This is a genomic window from Nocardia suismassiliense, assembly GCF_900269665.1.
Taxonomy (GTDB): domain Bacteria; phylum Actinomycetota; class Actinomycetes; order Mycobacteriales; family Mycobacteriaceae; genus Nocardia; species Nocardia suismassiliense.
On the sequence record NZ_LT985361.1, the window covers coordinates 3,806,141 to 3,824,375 of the forward strand.

The 18,235-nt window shown below is 70.7% G+C and carries 4 protein-coding genes and 1 pseudogene; 4 read left to right on the forward strand and 1 reads right to left on the reverse strand.

Features of this window, described 5'->3' with window-relative positions; genetic code table 11:
- Positions 1-130: 130 nt before the first annotated feature.
- Positions 131-2,302, forward strand: coding sequence for a BTAD domain-containing putative transcriptional regulator (locus DBO33_RS17185; RefSeq protein ID WP_234391368.1), 2,172 nt, complete (start codon positions 131-133; stop codon positions 2,300-2,302).
- 8 nt (positions 2,303-2,310) lie between these two features.
- On the opposite strand, the gene DBO33_RS17190 is transcribed toward DBO33_RS17185, so the two are convergent.
- The gene (locus DBO33_RS17190) at positions 2,311-3,039 is read right to left on the reverse strand and encodes a siderophore-interacting protein (RefSeq protein WP_199856671.1); all 729 of its coding nucleotides are present in this window, start codon (positions 3,037-3,039) and stop codon (positions 2,311-2,313) included.
- Between the two features lie 148 nt (positions 3,040-3,187).
- Between DBO33_RS17190 and DBO33_RS17195 the strand changes: the two genes are divergently transcribed.
- From DBO33_RS17195 to DBO33_RS17205, 3 genes and pseudogenes are all read left to right on the forward strand, one after another.
- Complete coding sequence (locus DBO33_RS17195; protein ID WP_107655951.1) at positions 3,188-3,904, forward strand: TetR/AcrR family transcriptional regulator; 717 nt, start codon at positions 3,188-3,190, stop codon at positions 3,902-3,904.
- A gap of 418 nt (positions 3,905-4,322) precedes the next feature.
- Entirely contained in the window at positions 4,323-12,647 is an 8,325-nt protein-coding gene (locus DBO33_RS17200) for a type I polyketide synthase (RefSeq protein ID WP_159080324.1), read from the forward strand.
- Positions 12,648-12,729: 82 nt separating this feature from the next.
- A pseudogene (locus DBO33_RS17205) lies at positions 12,730-18,219 on the forward strand (type I polyketide synthase); the annotation flags it as partial.
- Between the last annotated feature and the right edge of the window lie 16 nt (positions 18,220-18,235).

Here is an 18,235-nt window from a genome sequence, read left to right on the forward strand (position 1 = left end):
CCTGCGGAACGGAGGCCGCTGGTCGGGACATCCGGCAGGGCGCCGTTACCGGTGAATCCTGTTGCGGGAGAGCCGATTCCTCGTGTGGGGGTTCACCATGCTATTTCGAATACTCGGTCCTTTGGAGGTCGTGCACCGCGACCAACAGGTCGCCATCGGTGGCGCCAAACAACGTGCGACGCTTGCCTTCCTGCTGCTGCACGCCAACCGAGTCGTACCGACCAGCAAGCTGCTGGACGCACTGTGGGCCGGATCCGAGCCACCCGCCACCGCCCGCAAGATTCTGCAGAACGCGGTGTCGGGACTGCGCGGCGCGCTGTCGGTGAATGCCGTGCACGTCGGTGCCGGCACCCTTGTCACCAAGCCGCCGGGATACATGGTGCGGGTCGACGACGATCAGATAGACCTGTCTCGTTTCCGCAAACGGGTGCAGGAGGGCCGGACCGAGCTGGCGGCGGGCTCGCCCAAGGCGGCCTCGGTGATTCTCAGTGAGGCACTGTCACTGTGGCGCGGATCGGCGCTGGCCGATCTCGTGGAGATCGGCACGGATTGGCCGGAGTTGACCGCGCTGGAGAACGCCAGGATCGACGCGATGGAGGACTACTTCGCCGCGGAACTGGCCTGCGGTCGACATCAGACGATGCTCGGTGCGCTGGAGAGCATGGTCGAGTCGGAACCGTTGCGCGAGCGACTGTGTGGCCAGCTGATGCTCGCGCTGTACCGCTGCGGCCGGCAGGCCGCCGCGTTGAACACCTACAGCCGGGTGCGGGCCACCCTGGTATCGGATCTCGGCGTGGAGCCCGGCCGGGAACTGCAACTGCTGCAGCACGCAAGCCTGAACCAGGACGCCTCGCTGCACCTGGCCGATATGCCCGCGCCCGACGAATCGATCGTCGTGCAGTGGCCGCGACCGGACGACCGGGCGCAGCCGGACGAGCCGGTCCCGCCGGCCGAGGTGCCGCACGCCGAGCAGCAGCCGATTCGACCGGTGCTGAAACCGCCTGTGGTTAGGGAACTTTCGGCGGTGTGCCGGGAACAGGTCAGCCTGCTGCTGGTGCAGACCGAGCTCGGATTCGACCGGGACGCGGGTGAGCCCGAGGACATCGATCGGATGCGCGACGAAGTGGCGCTGGACATTCGGGGACTCGTGGCGGATTTCGGCGGCGCCGTCGTCACCTCGATGGGCTCGGTCTCGCTGGCCGTATTCGGGCCGGTGGACCAGAACCAGGATCACGCGGAGCGCGCGGTCCGGGTGGCGGACGCGATCCTCGGCCGGCTGTGTGACGTGCCCGTCGTGCGGGTCGCCGTGTCCACCGGCGAGGCCTCCATTCGGTACCGATCCGAGCAGATAGATGTCCCGCAGTCGCCCAACGGGGCGGTGCTGGAACGATGCCAATGGCTTTTGGCCGGTGCGCCTTCCGGTGCGATCCGGGTGTGCGGTGTCACCAGGGACGCGACAGCGGCGCAGGTCGGCTACGACCAGGTCGACGACGGTTCGCGGACCTGGCAGGTCACCTGTGTCCGGGACCCCTCGCGGGCGGCGACCAGCTCGATCGGCGCGCCGGATCGGGAACTGGAATTGGACGTGCTGCACGGCACGCTCGAGCGGGTGCGGCACCGGGCGGTGCCGCATCTGATCACGGTGCTCGGCGAGGCGGGGGTCGGCAAGACGAGGCTGTTGCGTGAGTTCGAGCGACGGGTGCGCGAACAGGATGTCGACCCCCGGTTCGTGGTCTGCGATGCGCCGCGTCTGCCCGCGGTGAACGGGGGTGCGGTGCCCTCGGCGATCGTATCGGCCTGCTGCGGCATCACGCCCGCCGATTCGGCCACGATGGCGGGTGACAAACTCGCCGGATTCCTGCGCAGGCTGCGGGGTTCGGGTGAGGCCACGCGCAGGCTGACGCATGCGCTACGACCGCTCGTCGATTCGCCGCGCCCGCTCGGTACCGTCGAGATGTTCGATCGTCTGCGCAGCTTCTTGCGCACGCTCGCCGAGGATTGTCCACTGGTACTGGTCATCGAGGACCTGCACCGGGCCGACGACGATCTGCTGGATTTCGTGGAGGGCCTCGGCGCCGACCTCGGTGAGGTGCCGGTGCTGGTAATCCTCACCGCGCGTGACGATCTGCTCGGCAGGCGGCCGGGCTGGGGTGGCGGGATGCGCCAGTTCAGCACGATCGCCTTGGATCGGCCGTTGGCGGCGAGCCAGGAGCCCGCCGCCAAGATCCGCTATCTCGATGAGCGGGTGCCGGGCCGACGCAGGGATTCGCTCGTGGCCGGTGTGCGAGCCGGTGCGAGATAGGAGGTATCTCAATGCAAGCCCCGCTTTCCCGGAGTCCAGAACGGCTGCACCGTGATCGCCTCGCGTGGCCAGTCACGTTCCCGTACCAGGTGGTCCCGGACCGCCTGGCAGGTGCGTGCCTCGCCGGCGATGTATGCCGCACCGGGCGTGTCGGGTAGGTTCAGCGTGGTCAGTGCGCTCAGCAGGGTGGGGGACGAGAGCGCGGGGGCGCCCTCGCGGTACACCCGATGCAACCGATGTTCGCCGGGGATGGGCAGTTCGTCCGCCGCCGACTCGCTTTCCAGCAGCCCGTACACCCGCTCCCGTGCGTCGAGCCCGCGGATCATGGCGCCGAACGCGACCGTCGCGGTTTCTTCGCCGATGAACAGATGGTAGGGGGCGTCCCCGGTGACGAAGTCGCCCTGTGGGCCCCAGTACGTCACCTCATCGCCGGGCTTCGCCTCGCGGGCCCAGGCCAGGCCGATGCCTTCGCCGTCGTACAGGTGCGCACGCAGCTCGAAGGTCTTCGCCGTCGGCGCGTAGTCCCAGATGGTGTAGCTGCGCAGCGTCTCGACGGGACGGAAGATGCCGTAGAGGGACAGCGGATCGTTGATCTCGACCCGGACGTGCTGGCCCGCGGTGTAGGGCAGTTTGCCGAGTTCTTCGCTGTGGATCCGGATGGCCTTCATCGTCGGGGTGACGGACTCGACGTGGGTGATGGTCCCCTGTGCCTTGTACTTCGCGAAGAGATATTCCAAGGGTTTCCGTGCTGAGCCGCGCCGGGGGTTTGCCAAGTTTTCCCGCATGTCGTTCTCCCGCACATCGAGGGTCCCTAACTTGAATTATAGTATCTAACTAACCAGACGAAAACTATCGTGTCAACCGCTTCGAGGTCAGGAACAAGCAATGCCCCCACAGACCATGAGCCGCAGGGAGCGGTTCCGCCAGGCCACCCTCGAGGAGATCCGCACGACCGCCAGGAAACTCCTGATCGAGGAGGGTTCCGCCGCGGTCACGGTCAACGCGGTGGCCAGGGAGATGGGCATGAGCGGGCCTGCGCTGTACCGGTATTACCCCAGTCATGAGGCGCTGGTCGAAGCGGTCACCGCGGACTTCTATCAGGAGCTGGTCGCGACCATCGAAGGGGCGCGCGACGACAATATGGACGAGTCGCTCTCGCGCAGGCTGCTCGCGATGAGCCGGGCCATGCGCGGCTGGGCCATCGCGCATCGCGCCGAGTTCGGCTGGATGTTCGCGAGTCCGGCCCCGCCCTCGGGCAGCGCCCCCGACTCGCCGCGGCAGCGGGCCGAGCACGAACTCGAGCAGAGCTTCCTCGAGCAGTTCGTCGAGCTGTGGGAGGAGCGGCGGTTTCCGGTACCCGATATCGACGAGCTGGCGCCGTCGCTGCGCGAGCAGCTGTTCGACTACGCGCCCAAGGTGGGCAGGCGGCTGCCCGCCGAGGCGATCTACGTCTTCCTTTGTATCTGGATCAGGTTGTACGGGCTGTTGTGCATGGAGGTGCTGAACCAGCTGGTGTTCGCCTTCGCCGACGTCGAGCCGGTCTTCGAGGACTGCCTGCGTGAGGTGTTCGGGCAGCTCGGTCTCGAGTACGAACCGCAGTAGCCCGGCCGCCGCTTCGTGGGCCGGTGACCAGGTCGATTCGTGCGGCCGGCGCAGCTATGTCGTTCCGTTAGTGCCTATAACTATTGTTAAATGCTCTATTGACGGCGTTCTGAGTGCTGTGTAATCTCGGGATTACGCGGTCACCGGAATCGCCCACATCGTGCTCGCGTAGCTCACGAGCACTCGGGGACCTGAGCTCGGGCTAGCCGGATAGTCCGAGCTCAGGCCCATTTTTTGCCCCTGGAACATCGGTAGACCCTCTTTCGCCCCATCGGTCGACCACTGCCGGGTAATAGCTTCTAACCGTTGCCAGAAATGCGCGATTACTGCGCCATGACTGGCCTTGCCTAGGCTTTTTCTTGCTCGGAATATGCGAGGCATAACGGTAGAACTCATTATCCTCAGTGGGAGTTCATTCATGAATCGACAGTCGATGGATTGCGATCGGATCGCGGTGGTCGGGATGTCCTGCAGGCTGCCGAAGGCCGCGAGCCCCGACGCCTTCTGGGCGTTGCTGCGCGATGGCGCCAGTGCGTTGGACGAGGCGCCGAAAGGCCGGTGGACGGGAACGTCGACCGAGCCGGGCGTGCGGCGCGGCGGTTTCCTCGACGAGATCGGTCACTTCGACGCCGAGTTCTTCGGCATCTCCCCGCGCGAAGCCGTCTCGATGGACCCGCAGCAGCGCATCGTGCTCGAACTGGCCTGGACCGCGCTCGAAGACGCGCGGATCGTCGCGGACCGACTGCGGGCGCAAGCCACCGGCGTCTTCGTCGGTTCGCTGCGCGACGACTACGCCGGCCTGGTCAACCAGCACGGTGCGGCGGCGATCACCGAACACACCATGACGGGGGTGAACCGGGGCGTCATCGCCAACCGGGTCTCCTACCAGCTCGGGCTGCGCGGACCGAGCCTGACCGTCGACACCGGACAGTCCTCCTCCCTGGTCGCCGTGCACCTCGCGTGCGAGAGCCTGCGCTCCGGCGAATCCACCCTGGCCATCGCGGCCGGCGTCAACCTGAACATCCTCGCGGAGAGCGCGTTGACCGAAGAACGCTTCGGCGGCCTCTCGCCCGACGGCGAGTGCTACACCTTCGACGAACGGGCCAACGGGTTCGTCCGCGGCGAAGGCGCCGTGGTGCTCGTCCTCAAACCGCTCACGGCCGCGCTCGCCGACGGCGACCGGATCCACGGCGTGCTGCTCGGCAGCGCGGTGAACAACGACGGCGCCACCGACGGCCTCACCGTGCCGAGCGCGCAGGCCCAGGAACTGGTGGTGCGCACGGCGCATGAGAACGCGGGCATCGAGCTCGACGCGGTGCAGTACGTCGAACTGCACGGCACCGGCACCCCGGTCGGCGACCCGATCGAGGCGGCGGCCCTCGGCGCCGCGCTCGGCACCCGCCGAACCACGGGCACGCCGCTGCCGGTCGGCTCGGCGAAGACCAATGTCGGCCACCTCGAAGGCGCCGCCGGCATCGTCGGGCTGCTCAAGGTGTTGCTGAGCATGCGGCACCGCAGGCTGCCCGCCAACCGCAACTTCGCCGCGCCGAACCCGCGCATCCCGCTGGCCGAGCTGAACCTGGCCGTGCAGACCGAACTGACGCCGTGGCCCCGGCCGGACCGCCCGCTGGTCGCCGGTGTCAGCTCGTTCGGCATGGGCGGCACCAACTGCCATCTGGTCGTGCAAGACGCGCCGAACGCCACCGCACCGGCAGCGCCCATCGCGGTCGAAGAACCCGCCGCGCTGCCGTGGATCCTGTCCGGCCGGTCCCCGGCCGCGCTGCGCGGACAGGCCCAACGGCTGCTGACCGCGCTCGAAGGCGCCGACGCGGATCCGACCCGGGTGAGCCTGTCCCTGATCGGTGACCGGGCCGTCTTCGAGCATCGCGCCGCCGTCATCGGGGCGGACCGGGCCGAGTTGCTGTCCGGGCTGAGCGCGCTGGCGGGCGGCGATGTGGTGCCCGGCGTGGTGCGCAGCCCCTCGGCCGGCGCGCTGGCCCGCCCCAGGGTGGTGCTGCTGTTCCCCGGCCAGGGCCATCAGTGGGCCGGAATGGCGCTGCGACTGTGGGCGAGCACGCCGGTCTTCGCCGAGTCCATGACCGAATGCGCAAGGGCGCTCGGCGAATTCGTGGACTGGGAACTCGAGGAAGTGCTGCGCGCGACGGACGGCGCCGCGCCGTTGGAGCGGGTCGATGTGGTGCAGCCGGTGTTGTTCGCGGTGATGGTCTCGCTGGCAAAACTGTGGCGCTCCTACGGGGTGGTGCCGGACGCGGTCGTCGGCCACTCGCAAGGGGAGATCGCCGCCGCCTGCGTGGCGGGCGCACTGTCGCTGCGCGACGCCGCCCGCGTGGTCGCGCTGCGCGCCAAGCTGCTCACCGAGCTCGCCGGACAGGGTGGCATGGCGTCGGTGTGGCTGCGCAAAGACGAAGTGGCCGAGCGGATTTCGCCGTGGGCCGGTCGGTTGTCGGTGGCCGCGCTCAACGGTCCGGGTTCGGTCGTGATCGCGGGTGAGGTTGCCGCACTGGAGGAATTCCTGGCCGCGGCCACCGAAGACGAGGTGCAGACCCGCCGGATCGCGGTCGACTACGCCTCGCATTCGGCTCAGGTCGAGCAGATCCGCGAGGAACTGCTCGCAGTGCTCGACGGCATCGAGCCACAGCCGACCGAGATACCGTTCCATTCGACGGTGACCGGAGAGGTCGTGGCCGGTACCGATCTCGACGCCGAGTACTGGTACCGGAACCTGCGCCAGACAGTGCATTTCGAGCAGATCGTCGACAACCTGCTGAGCGACGAGCGCGGCGCGGTGTTCGTCGAGGTGTCGGGTCATCCGATGCTGGCGATCGGTGTCGCGCAGACCGCCGAGGCGCGCGGCGCCGAGGCCGTGGTGGTCGGCTCGCTGCGCCGCGGCGAGGACGATCCCGCACGTTTCCTGTCCGCGGTGGCCACCGCCTATGTGCACGGCGTGGCCGTCGACTGGACGCACGCGTTCCCGGACACCGGGGTGCCCCACGTCGACCTGCCGTCGTATGCGTTCCAGCGCAGGCGTTTCTGGGTCGGCGAGCGGACCCGCGCGGTCACCGCGAACGGTTCCGACTTCGCCCAGCGGCTCGCGGGCGCCGATCCCGCCGCCCGCCGCCAGGCCCTGACGGAGCTGGTGCGCACCCACGCCGCCGCGGTCCTGGAGTACCCGGACACCGCCCAGGTGGCGGACCGAAAGACCTTCAAGGACATCGGTTTCGACTCGCGCAGCTCGGTCGAGCTGCGCAACCGGCTGCACGACGCCACCGGTCTGCGACTACCGACCTCCCTGCTCTTCGATCAGCCGACGCCCGAGGCGCTGGTCCGCTACCTGGACGCCGAACTCGTCGAGCTGCCCGATATCGAGCAGACCCCGGCCCCGATCGCGGGCACCACCGACGAGCCGATCGCGATCGTCGGCATGGCCTGCCGCTACCCCGGCGGGGTCGAATCGCCCGCGGACCTGTGGCGGCTGGTCGCCGAGGGCGGCGATGCCATCTCCGGATTCCCGGTGAACCGGGGCTGGCACGACATCCACCACCCCGATCCGGAGCGTCCGGGCAAGAGCTATGTGTCCCAGGGCGGTTTCCTGCACGAGGCGGACACCTTCGACGCGGCGTTCTTCGGCATCTCCCCGCGCGAAGCGCTGGCCATGGACCCGCAGCAGCGGTTGCTGCTGGAGACGGCCTGGCAGACCCTGGAGGGCGCCGGTCTCGATCCGGAAACGTTGCGCGGCAGCCGAACCGGCGTCTTCATCGGCGCGATGGCTTCGGACTACGGCCCCCGGATGCACGACGCGCCCGAGCACGTCGAGGGGCATCTGCTCACCGGCGGCACGGCCAGCGTCATGTCCGGTCGCATTGCCTATCAGCTCGGCCTGCTCGGGCCCGCGACCACAGTGGACACCGCGTGCTCGTCCTCGGTGGTCGCCTTGCACCTGGCGATCCAGTCGCTGCGTTCGGGCGAGTCCACCATGGCCTTCGCCGGCGGCGTGACGGTGATGTCGACGCCGGGCATCTTCGTCGAGTTCTCCCGGCAGCGCGGCCTGGCCACCGACGGCCGGTGCAAGCCGTTCGCGGCGGCGGCCGACGGCACCTCCTGGGCCGAAGGGGTCGGCCTGCTCCTGGTCGAGCGGCTCTCCGACGCCCAGCGCAACGGGCATCGGATACTCGCCGTCGTGCGCGGCTCCGCGGTGAACTCCGACGGTGCGTCCAACGGGCTCACCGCGCCGAACGGGCCGAGCCAGCAGCGGGTGATCCGCGCCGCGCTGGCCGACGCCGGCCTGACCGCCGCGGACGTGGACGCGGTCGAGGCGCACGGCACCGGCACCACCCTCGGCGACCCGATCGAGGCCGAGGCGATCATGGCCACCTACGGCCGCGCGCACACCGCCGAACGTCCGCTGTACCTCGGTTCGCTCAAGTCGAACATCGGCCACGCGCAGGCGGCGGCCGGGGTCGGCGGGATCATCAAGATGGTCGAGGCCATCCGGCACGGCGTGCTGCCGAAGACGCTGCACGTCGACGAGCCGACGCCGCATGTGGACTGGAGCACGGGCGCGGTCGAACTGCTCACCGAGGCGCGGCCGTGGCCCGCCACCGGCGCGCCCGCACGGGCGGCCGTGTCCTCGTTCGGGATCAGCGGCACCAACGCGCACGTCATCCTGGAACGGTTCGACGCGGAACCGGCGGAGGCGGCCGCCGAGCCGCCGAGCACGTCGATCCCGTGGTCGCTCTCGGCCCGCGACGAGGATGCGCTGCACGCCCAGGCCACTCGGTTGCGCGCGTTCCTCGCCGACCACCCCGCGGCGGCCCCCGCCGATGTCGCCCGAACCCTGCACTCCCGGCACGCTTTCGAGCGGCGCGCGGTGATCACCGGCCGCGACAACGCTGACCTGCTGGCGGGCTTGGACGCGCTGATCCACGGCGCCGAGGCGCCGAACCTGGTGCTGGGCAACGCACGAGGCGTCGGTTCGACCGCGTTCCTGTTCGCGGGCCAGGGCGCTCAGCACGCCGGCATGGGCCGCGAGCTCTACGCCGAGTTCGGTGCGTTCGCCGACGCATTGGACGAGACCTGCCTGGAACTGGATCGCTGGCTGGCGCGGCCGCTGCGCGAGATCATCTTCGCCGACGACGGCACCGAGGACGCCGCGCCGCTGCACCGCACCGAGTACACCCAGCCCGCGCTGTTCGCGTTCGAGGTCGCGCTGTTCCGGCTGCTCGAACAGTTCGGCCTCACCCCGGATCTGCTGGTCGGCCATTCGGTCGGCGAGCTCACCGCGGGTTATGTGAGCGGGTTGTTCTCGCTCGCCGACGCTGCCAAGCTGATCGCCGCGCGCGGCAGGCTGATGCAGGCGGTCCGCTCCGGCGGGGCGATGATCGCGGTCGCCGCGGAAGAACTGGAGATGAGTCGCTCGTTGCTGGGGCACGAGCTCGATATCCGGATCGCCGCGGTCAACGCCCCGGAGTCGGTGGTCATCTCCGGCGACGAAGGCATCGCCGAGTTCATCGCGGCGGGCTGGGCCGCGCAGGGCCGGGTGACCCGCAGGCTGCGGGTGAGCCACGCGTTCCACTCGCCGCACATGGACGAGATCGTCGCCCGGTTCCGCGAGGTCGCCGAGGAGGTCGACTTCCGCACCCCGGCGCTGCCGATCGTGTCCACGCTGACCGGCAAGCTCGCCTCGGTCGACGAGCTGCGCTCGGTGGACTACTGGGCCCGCCAGGTCAGCGGGACCGTGCGTTTCCTCGACGCGATGCGCACCCTCGAAAGTCAGGGCGTCACCCACTATCTCGAGGTCGGCCCGGACGCCACGCTCGCGCCGATGGTGCGCGGCGGGATCGAATCCGCCACCGCGATCATCGCCCCGCTGCGCGCGGGTCGCGCGGAAACCGAGTCGTTCCTCGGCGGGCTCGCCACCGCGTACGCCAGCGGCCTGCCGGTCGATCTCGCGCCGGTGCTGCCCGGCGCCGGGCAGGTGGAGCTGCCCACCTACGCCTTCCACCGCGAACGTTTCTGGCTCGCACCGCGTCCGAAGACCGACGCGCGCGGCCTCGGGCTCGCGGCCGCCGAGCATCCGCTGCTCGCCACGACCGTCGAACTCGCCGAGGCGGGTGGCGCGGTGTACACCGGCAGGCTCTCCCTCGAGGCGATGCCGTGGCTGGCCGATCACGCGATCGACGGCAACGTCCTGGTGCCCGCCACCGCGTTCCTCGATTTGGCGTTGAGCGCGGGGGAGCGGGTCGGCGCGCACCGGGTCGACGACCTCACCCTCACCGCCCCGCTGTTCCTCGCGGGCACCGACGCGGTCTGGATTCAGGTCGCGCTCACCGACGTAGACGCCGGCGGCAGTAGGGCTTTCACCGTGCACTCCCGACTCGACGAAGACGAGTTCGGGTCCTGGACGCGGCACGCCACCGGCGTGCTGACCACGCAGGCTGAGGGGACTCCGGCTGGGTTGACCGACTGGCCACCCGCCGGGGCGGCCGCGGTCGATCTGGACAACGCCTACGCCCGGCTCGCCGAGCTCGGCTACGAGTACGGGCCCGCGTTCCAGGGGCTGCGCGCGGTGTGGCGCCAGGGGGCGGACCTGTTCGCCGAGGTCCGGCTGCCCGAGGAACAGCACAGTGACGCAACACGATTCGGCATCCATCCCGCGCTGTTGGATGCGGTCCTGCACGCCCACGTGCTGACCGCCCCGGCCGAGCCGGGCCACATCCGACTGCCGTTCGGCTGGGCGGGCGCCGTGGCGCACGCGGTCGGGGTGACCGAGGTGCGGGCCAGGATCGCCGCCCTCGGCACGGACCGGATCGCGCTCACCATCGCCGATCGCACCGGCGCCCCGGTCGCGACGATCGAATCGCTGTCGCTGCGCGGGGTGACCAAGGAACAGCTCGCCGAGACCGCGCAGCGGAGCGGCCAACCGCTGCTCGCCATGCACTGGCCGGCCCTCGCCCCGCCGACCGCGCCGAGTCCACCGTGGACCAGGGTGGCCGGCGACGATCTCGCGACCGCGGCGGGCGCCGAATACGCCGTGGTCGACATCCCGGTCGGACCGCACGGCATCGAGGCCGCGCACGCCGCGACCCGGCACGCGCTCGGCCTGGCCCGCGCGTGGCTCGCCGACGACCGTTTCGCCGACTCCCGGCTGGTCTTCGTGACCTCCGGCGCGGTCGCCGCCGGGCCGGGCGAGGACGTGCCCGCGCTGTCCGCCGCTCCGATCTGGGGACTCATCCGATCCGCGCAGACCGAGCACCCCGGCCGCTTCGTGCTGGTGGATCTCGACGATGCGACCGCCGACCACGCGTTGTCCTCGGCGCTCGCCAGCGGCGAGCCGCAGGTCGCCGTGCGCAACGGTGAGCTACGGGTGCCGCGGGCGACCCGGGTGCCCGAGGCGGAACTCGCCGCGGCACCACAGCTCGATCCGGCGGGCACGGTCCTCATCGTCGGCGGAACCAGCGGGCTCGGTGGGCTTTTCGCCCGCCATCTGGTCGGCAGACACGGCGTGCGCAGGCTGCTGCTGTGCAGCCGCCGCGGCGCGCAGACCCCCGGGGTAGACGACCTGGTTACCGAGCTGACCGGACTCGGCGCCGAGGTGACGGTCGCGGCCGTCGACGTCGTGCACCGCGCCGCCCTCGCCGAACTCCTGGCCGGCATCCCGGCCGAGCATCCGCTGACCGCGGTCGTGCACACCGCGGCCGTGCTCGCCGACAGCACGATGTCGGCGCTGACCGACGACGGCATCGACACCGTGTTCCGGCCCAAGGTCGATGCCGCTTGGCATCTGCACGAGCTGACCAAGGACAGCGACCTGGCCGCGTTCATCCTCTTCTCCTCGGTCTCCGGTCTCGTCGGCATGGCGGGCCAGGCCAACTACGCCGCCGCCAACACCTATCTCGACGCGCTCGCCGCACACCGCGTCGCCGCGGGACTGCCCGCGACGGCGCAGGCGTGGGGCCTGTGGGACGGGACGGTCGGTCTCGGCGGCACGCTGCGCGACGGCGACCTCGCCCGCTGGGCGCGCTTCGGCGTCACCCCGCTGACCCCGGACCAGGGCCTGGCGTTGTTCGACTCGGCACTGGGCAGCGCCGTCCCGCTGGTCGTGCCCGCCGCGCTGAATATGGCCGTGCTGCGCGACGGCGAGGAACCGCCGGTCATCTTCCGCGATCTGGTGCCCAAGCGCCGCCGGCGGACGGCCGGGTCGGGCGCGAAGACCGACGATTCGACCGGGACCTGGCTCCGTGAGATCGCCGAGCTGGCCGAGGAAAGCCGTTCCGCGGCCATCTCGGACCTGGTCTGCGCGACCGTCGCGACCGCGCTCGGCTACACCGACCCCAAGGCCATCGAGCCCGATCGCGCGTTCACCGAACTCGGCGTCGACTCGCTGGCCGCGGTCGAACTCCGCAACCAGCTCGGCGCACTGACCGGCCTGCGCTTGCCGAGCACGGTGGTCCTGGATTACCCCTCGGCCCAAGCGCTCACCGCTTTCCTGAGTGAGCGCGTCGCGGCCGAGCAGGCCCCCGCGGCCGATCCGATTCTGACCGGCCTCGACTCGGTGAAGGCGATGATCCAGGCCGCCGGTCCGGACGAACAGATCGTCGCGCGGCTACAGGAACTGCTGGAACTCGCGGGCGGCGGCGCGGACCGCGACGCCGAATCACACGAAGATCTGGCGTCGGCGAGCGACGAGGAACTGTTCGCCTTCATCGACGACGGCCGCGGGTGAACCGCTGTGCCGCAACGGATTATGCGCTCGCATCGCAACTTGACTGAGCACCGGAGGTTGGAAGCACGTGGCTGACGAGAAAGAACTGCGGGAGTACCTGCGCAAGGCCATCGCCGACGCGCGGGACGCGCGCAAACGCGTGCGCGAGATGGAGGATCGGGAGCGCGAGCCGATCGCCATCATCGGCATGGCCTGCCGCTTCCCCGGCGGGGTGCACACGCCCGACGACCTCTGGCGATTGGTGGACGACGGCGTCGACGCCATCTCCGAGTTCCCCACCGACCGCGGCTGGGAAGACCTGGCCGACCTGTTCGACACCGACCCGGACAAGGCGGGCAAGTCCTATGTGCGGCACGGCGGCTTCATCGACGACGTGACCGGCTTCGACCCCGAGTTCTTCGGCATGTCGCCGCGTGAGGCCCTCGCCGCCGACCCGCAGCAGCGCCTGCTGCTGGAGAACACCTGGGAGGCGATGGAGAGCGCGGGGATCGTGCCCGCGAGCCTGCGCGGCACGCGGACCGGCGTATTCGTCGGCCAGATGTACCACGACTACGGTGCACGGCCCGACCTGCCCAAGGAGGGCTTCGAGGCCTACATGACCAGCGGCAGCATGGGCAGCATGGCCGCGGGCCGGGCGGCCTACACCTTCGGCCTGGAGGGCCCGACGGTCGCGGTGGACACCGCGTGCTCGTCCTCGCTGGTCGCCATGCACCTCGCCGCGAACGCGCTGCGCCGGGGCGAATGCGAGCTGGCCTTCGCCGGCGGCATGACGGTGATCTCGACCTCGTTGCCGTTCAAGGAGTTCAGCAGGCAGCGGGCGTTGTCCCCGGACGGTCGCTGCAAGTCGTTCGCGGCCGCCGCGGACGGCACGGCGTGGGCCGAGGGCGTCGGCATCCTGCTGCTGGAGCGGCTGTCCGAGGCCGAGCGCAACGGGCATCGCATCTACGCCGTGCTGCGCGGTTCGGCCGTCAACCAGGACGGCGCCTCGAACGGCCTCACCGCGCCGAACGGTCCCGCGCAGGAGAACGTGATCCGGCAGGCGCTGGCGAGCGCAGGCCTGCAACCGCACGAGGTGGACGCGGTCGAGGCGCACGGCACCGGCACCAAGCTCGGCGACCCGATCGAGGCGCAGGCCATCCTGTCGACCTACGGTCAGGGCCGGGCGGAGGGCCTGCCGCTGTGGCTCGGTTCGATGAAATCCAATATCGGTCACGCCCAAGCCGCCGCCGGCGTCGGTGGCGTGATCAAGATGGTCCAGGCGATCCGGCAGGGCAAGCTGCCGCGCACCCTGCACGTCGACGCGCCGTCGCCGCACGTGGATTGGGAGTCCGGCGCGGTCGAGCTGCTGACCGAGCCGAGGGACTGGCCGCAGACCGGTGCGCCGCGCCGGGCCGCGGTGTCCTCGTTCGGGCTCGGCGGCACGAACGCGCACGTGATCTTGGAGCAGGCGCCGGAGCCCGCGCCGGTCACGGTCGAGCGCACCGCCCCGGCCACCGTGCCGTGGGTGCTGTCCGCGCGGACCGCCGACGGGCTGCGGGATCAGGCGCGCAAGTTGCGGGCCTTCGTCGACGAGCGCGAGCCGGACATCGCCGATGTGGCATGGACTCTCGCGACCGGACGCGCGGTGCTGTCGCACCGGGTCGTGGTGACCGGGCAGGACCGCGACGACTTCCGGCGCGCACTCGGCACCGTCGAGGCCGGGCACCCCGGTCGCGGCGTGGCCTGGGTCGAGAAGTCCCGCACGGGCAGGCTGGCGTTCCTGCTGACCGGTCAGGGCGCCCAGCGACTCGGCATGGGCCGCGAGCTCTACGGTTCGTCGCCGGTGTTCGCGGCCGCGTTGGACGCGGTGAGCGCGCAGCTGGACCGCGCGCTCGAACGTCCTTTGCAGGCAGTGCTTTTCGCGCCGGAGGGTTCCGCGGACTCGGCGCTGCTGGATCAGACCGCGTACGCCCAGGCCGCGTTGTTCGCGGTGGAGACGGCGCTGTTCCGGCTCGTCGAATCCTGGGGTGTGCGACCGGATTTCCTGCTGGGCCACTCGATCGGGGAGGTCACCGCGGCGCATCTGGCCGGTGTGCTGGATCTGCCGGACGCCTGCCGCCTGGTGGCGGCGCGCGGCCGGTTGATGCAGGCGGCGCGCGAGGGTGGCGCCATGGTCGCGATCCAGGCGAGCGAGGACGAGATCAAGGCCTCGCTGGCCGGCGTCGCGGACCGGGTGTCGATCGCGGGTATCAACGGCCCACGGTCCGTGGTGATCTCCGGCGACGAGGACGTCGTCGAGCGGATCGCGGGTGAATGGCGGAACCGGGGGAGCAAGGCCAAACGGCTCACGGTGAGTCATGCGTTCCACTCGCCGCACATGGATGAGGTGCTCGCCGAATTCGAGGCGGTGGCAAAGTCGGTGCGGTTCGGTGCGCCGCGAATTCCGGTCGTGTCCAACGTGACCGGCGGGCTGGCGACCGAGGAGCAGTTGCGTTCGCCGGGGTACTGGGCTCGGCACATCCGCGCGGGCGTCCGGTTCCTCGACGGCGTGCGGACCCTCGAAAACGAAGGTGTCACCGACTATTTGGAACTCGGCCCGGACGGCGTGCTGAGCGCGCTCGTCCCGGGGTGCCTGACCGGTGCGCCGGGGTCGGCGCTGCCGATGTTGCGGGCGAACAGGTCCGAGGACGACACCGTGGCGACGGTCCTCGGGTCCCTGCACGCCAGGGGCAAGGTCGTGGACTGGTCCGCGGTGCTGCCCGGCGCCACCCGGATCGAACTGCCGACCTACGCCTTCCAGCGTCAGCGCTACTGGCTGGAACAGCAGCATCGGCCCGCCGACGCCGTCGGCCTCGGCCTCGCCCAGGCCGGTCATCCGCTGCTCGGCGCGGCCGTGCGGCTCGCGGGCGAGGACGGCGTGCTGTGCACCGGCCGCGTCTCCCTGCACACCCACCCGTGGCTCGCCGACCATGCCATCTGGGGTTCGGTGCTGGTCCCCGGCACCGCGTTGCTCGAGCTCGCGCTCCGTGCGGGCGCCGAGGTCGGCCACACCCGGATCGACGAACTCACGTTGGCCGCACCGCTGGTGCTGCCCGAAACCGGCGGCGTCCAGTTGCAGGTGCGGGTCGGCGCTGCGGACGAGACCGGCGCTCGACCGGTCACCGTGCATTCGCGCTGGGACGATGCCGACGCCGAGTGGAGTCAGCACGCGAGCGGCCTGCTCACCGCGGCAGAGCCGAGCACCGCGGCGGCCGCGGCCGAGTTCCTGACCTGGCCGCCCGCCGACGCCGTCGAGGCCGAACTCGACGACATCTACCCGAGCCTGACCGAGCGCGGTTACGCCTACGGCCCCGCGTTCCAAGGGTTGCGCCGAGCCTGGCGCCGCGGCGACGACATCTTCGCCGAAGTCGCACTGCCCGAGGCGATGCACACCGACACCGACCGGTTCCTGGTCCACCCGGCGCTGCTGGACGCCGCACTGCATCCGCTGCTGCCCGGCGTACTCGGCGACGACGGCGACGCCAGACTGCCCTTCGCCTGGAGCGGCGCGCGACTGCGCGCAGGCAACACCACGGTGCTCCGGGTCCGGCTCACCGTCACCGGCTCCACGCTCGCACTGGTCGCCGCCGACGAGGCGGGAACCATTGTCGCCGAGGTCGATTCGCTCGCGCTGCGGCCACTCAACAGGGACGCGCTGTCCCAGGCGAACGGCATCCTGCGCGACGGTCAGTTCCGGGTGGACTGGACGCCGCTGGACGGCTTCGACGCGGCCGAGACCGGCGACTGGGCCGTGCTCGGCGAGGACCCGCGCCTGCTCAGCAACGGCGCCGTCGTCTACCCCTACGCCGACCTCGCCGCGCTGGCCGCCGCGCTCGACCGAGGCGTGAAAGCGCCTCCCGCGCTGCTGCTTCCGCTCGATCCGCGCGACACCGACGACGTGCCCGCCGCGGTACACGAGGCGTTGCGCGAGACGCTGCGCCTGACCGCGGCCTTCCTCGCCGAGGACCGTTTCGCCGACACCAGGCTGGTCGTGCTGACCACCGGCGCGATCGCCGCGGGCGAGGAGGACGTCACCGATCTCGGCCACGCCGGCGTCTGGGGCATGCTGCGCTCGGCGCAGGCCGAACACCCCGGCCGGATCATCCTGGTAGACGCCGATACCGCCGACACCGTCCTGCCCGCCGGTCTGGCGAGCGGCGCCGAACCGCAGCTCGCGCTGCGCGGCGACGCCCTCCTGGTGCCCCGGCTCGCCCGCGTCACGGCGACCGAGGAACACAAGACGAGCTGGGATCGCGGCACGGTGCTGATCACCGGCGCCACCGGCACACTCGGCGCGGTACTGGCCCGCCACCTCGTCACCGAGCACGGCGCGCGGGACCTGCTGCTGCTGTCCCGCCGCGGCTCGGACGCGCCCGGCGCCGCCGAAATGCGCGCCGAGCTCACCGATCTCGGCGCGACCGTGACCATCGCCGCCTGCGATGTCACCGACCGGGACGCCCTGGCCGGCGTGCTCGCGGCGATCCCGGCCGAGCGGCCGCTGACCGCCGTCGTGCACACCGCCGGTGTGCTCGACGACAGCGTGCTCACCGCACTCACCGAGGATCAGCTCGACCGGGTGCTGCGGCCGAAGGTCGACGCGGCCTGGCACCTGCACGAACTCACCCGCGAGCTGGACCTGTCGGCCTTCGTGCTGTACTCCTCGCTCGCCGGGCTGCTCGGCACGGCGGGCCAGGCCAACTACGCGGCGGGCAACACCTTCCTCGACGCCCTCGCGCAGCACCGTCGCGCGCAGGGCCTGCCCGCGGTGTCGCTGGCCTGGGGCCTGTGGGAGGAGACCAGCGCGATCAGTGGGACGCTCAGCGAGGTCGACCGTAAACGCCTGGCGCGCAGCGGTGTTCTTGCGCTGTCCGCCCGCGACGCGATGACCCTCTTCGACGCCGCACCCGCCTCGGGTGCCGCGGTGCTGGCGATGACCAGACTCGACACGGCCACCCTGCGCACCAGGAGCGAGCAGCCCCCGGTCCTGCTGCGCGGCCTGATCCGGACGAAGCAGCGCACCGCTGAAACCACCAGCGACGCAGGCGGACCCGACCTCGCGACCCGGCTGGCCGGGCTGTCCGAGGACGACCGGAGCCGGACGCTCGTCGAACTCGTCTGCGCCCAGATCGCGTCCGTGCTCGGGCACAGCGACGCGAAGAGCGTCGAACCCGACCGCCCCTTCCAGGAGCTGGGTTTCGACTCGCTGACCGCGGTCGAGCTGCGCAATCAACTCGGCGCCGTCAGTGGGGTGCGGCTGCCGAGCACGGTGGTCTTCGACTATCCGTCGGCCGGCGCGCTGGCCGGCTACCTCGGGGAACAGATTGTGGTCGAGCAGGTTTCGGCCGCCGAGCCGATCCTGGCCGGCCTCGACTCGGTGAAGTCGATGCTGACCGCGATCGACGGGGACGAGAACGCGCTGGAACAGATCACCGCGCGGCTACAGGAACTGTTGGAACTGTCCGGAAAGGGCAGCGGACGGGACGCCGAGCAGAACGAGGACCTGGCGTCCGCGAGCGACGAGGAGCTCTTTGCCTTCGTCGACGGCACCGACTGATCATGGATAGAGGAAC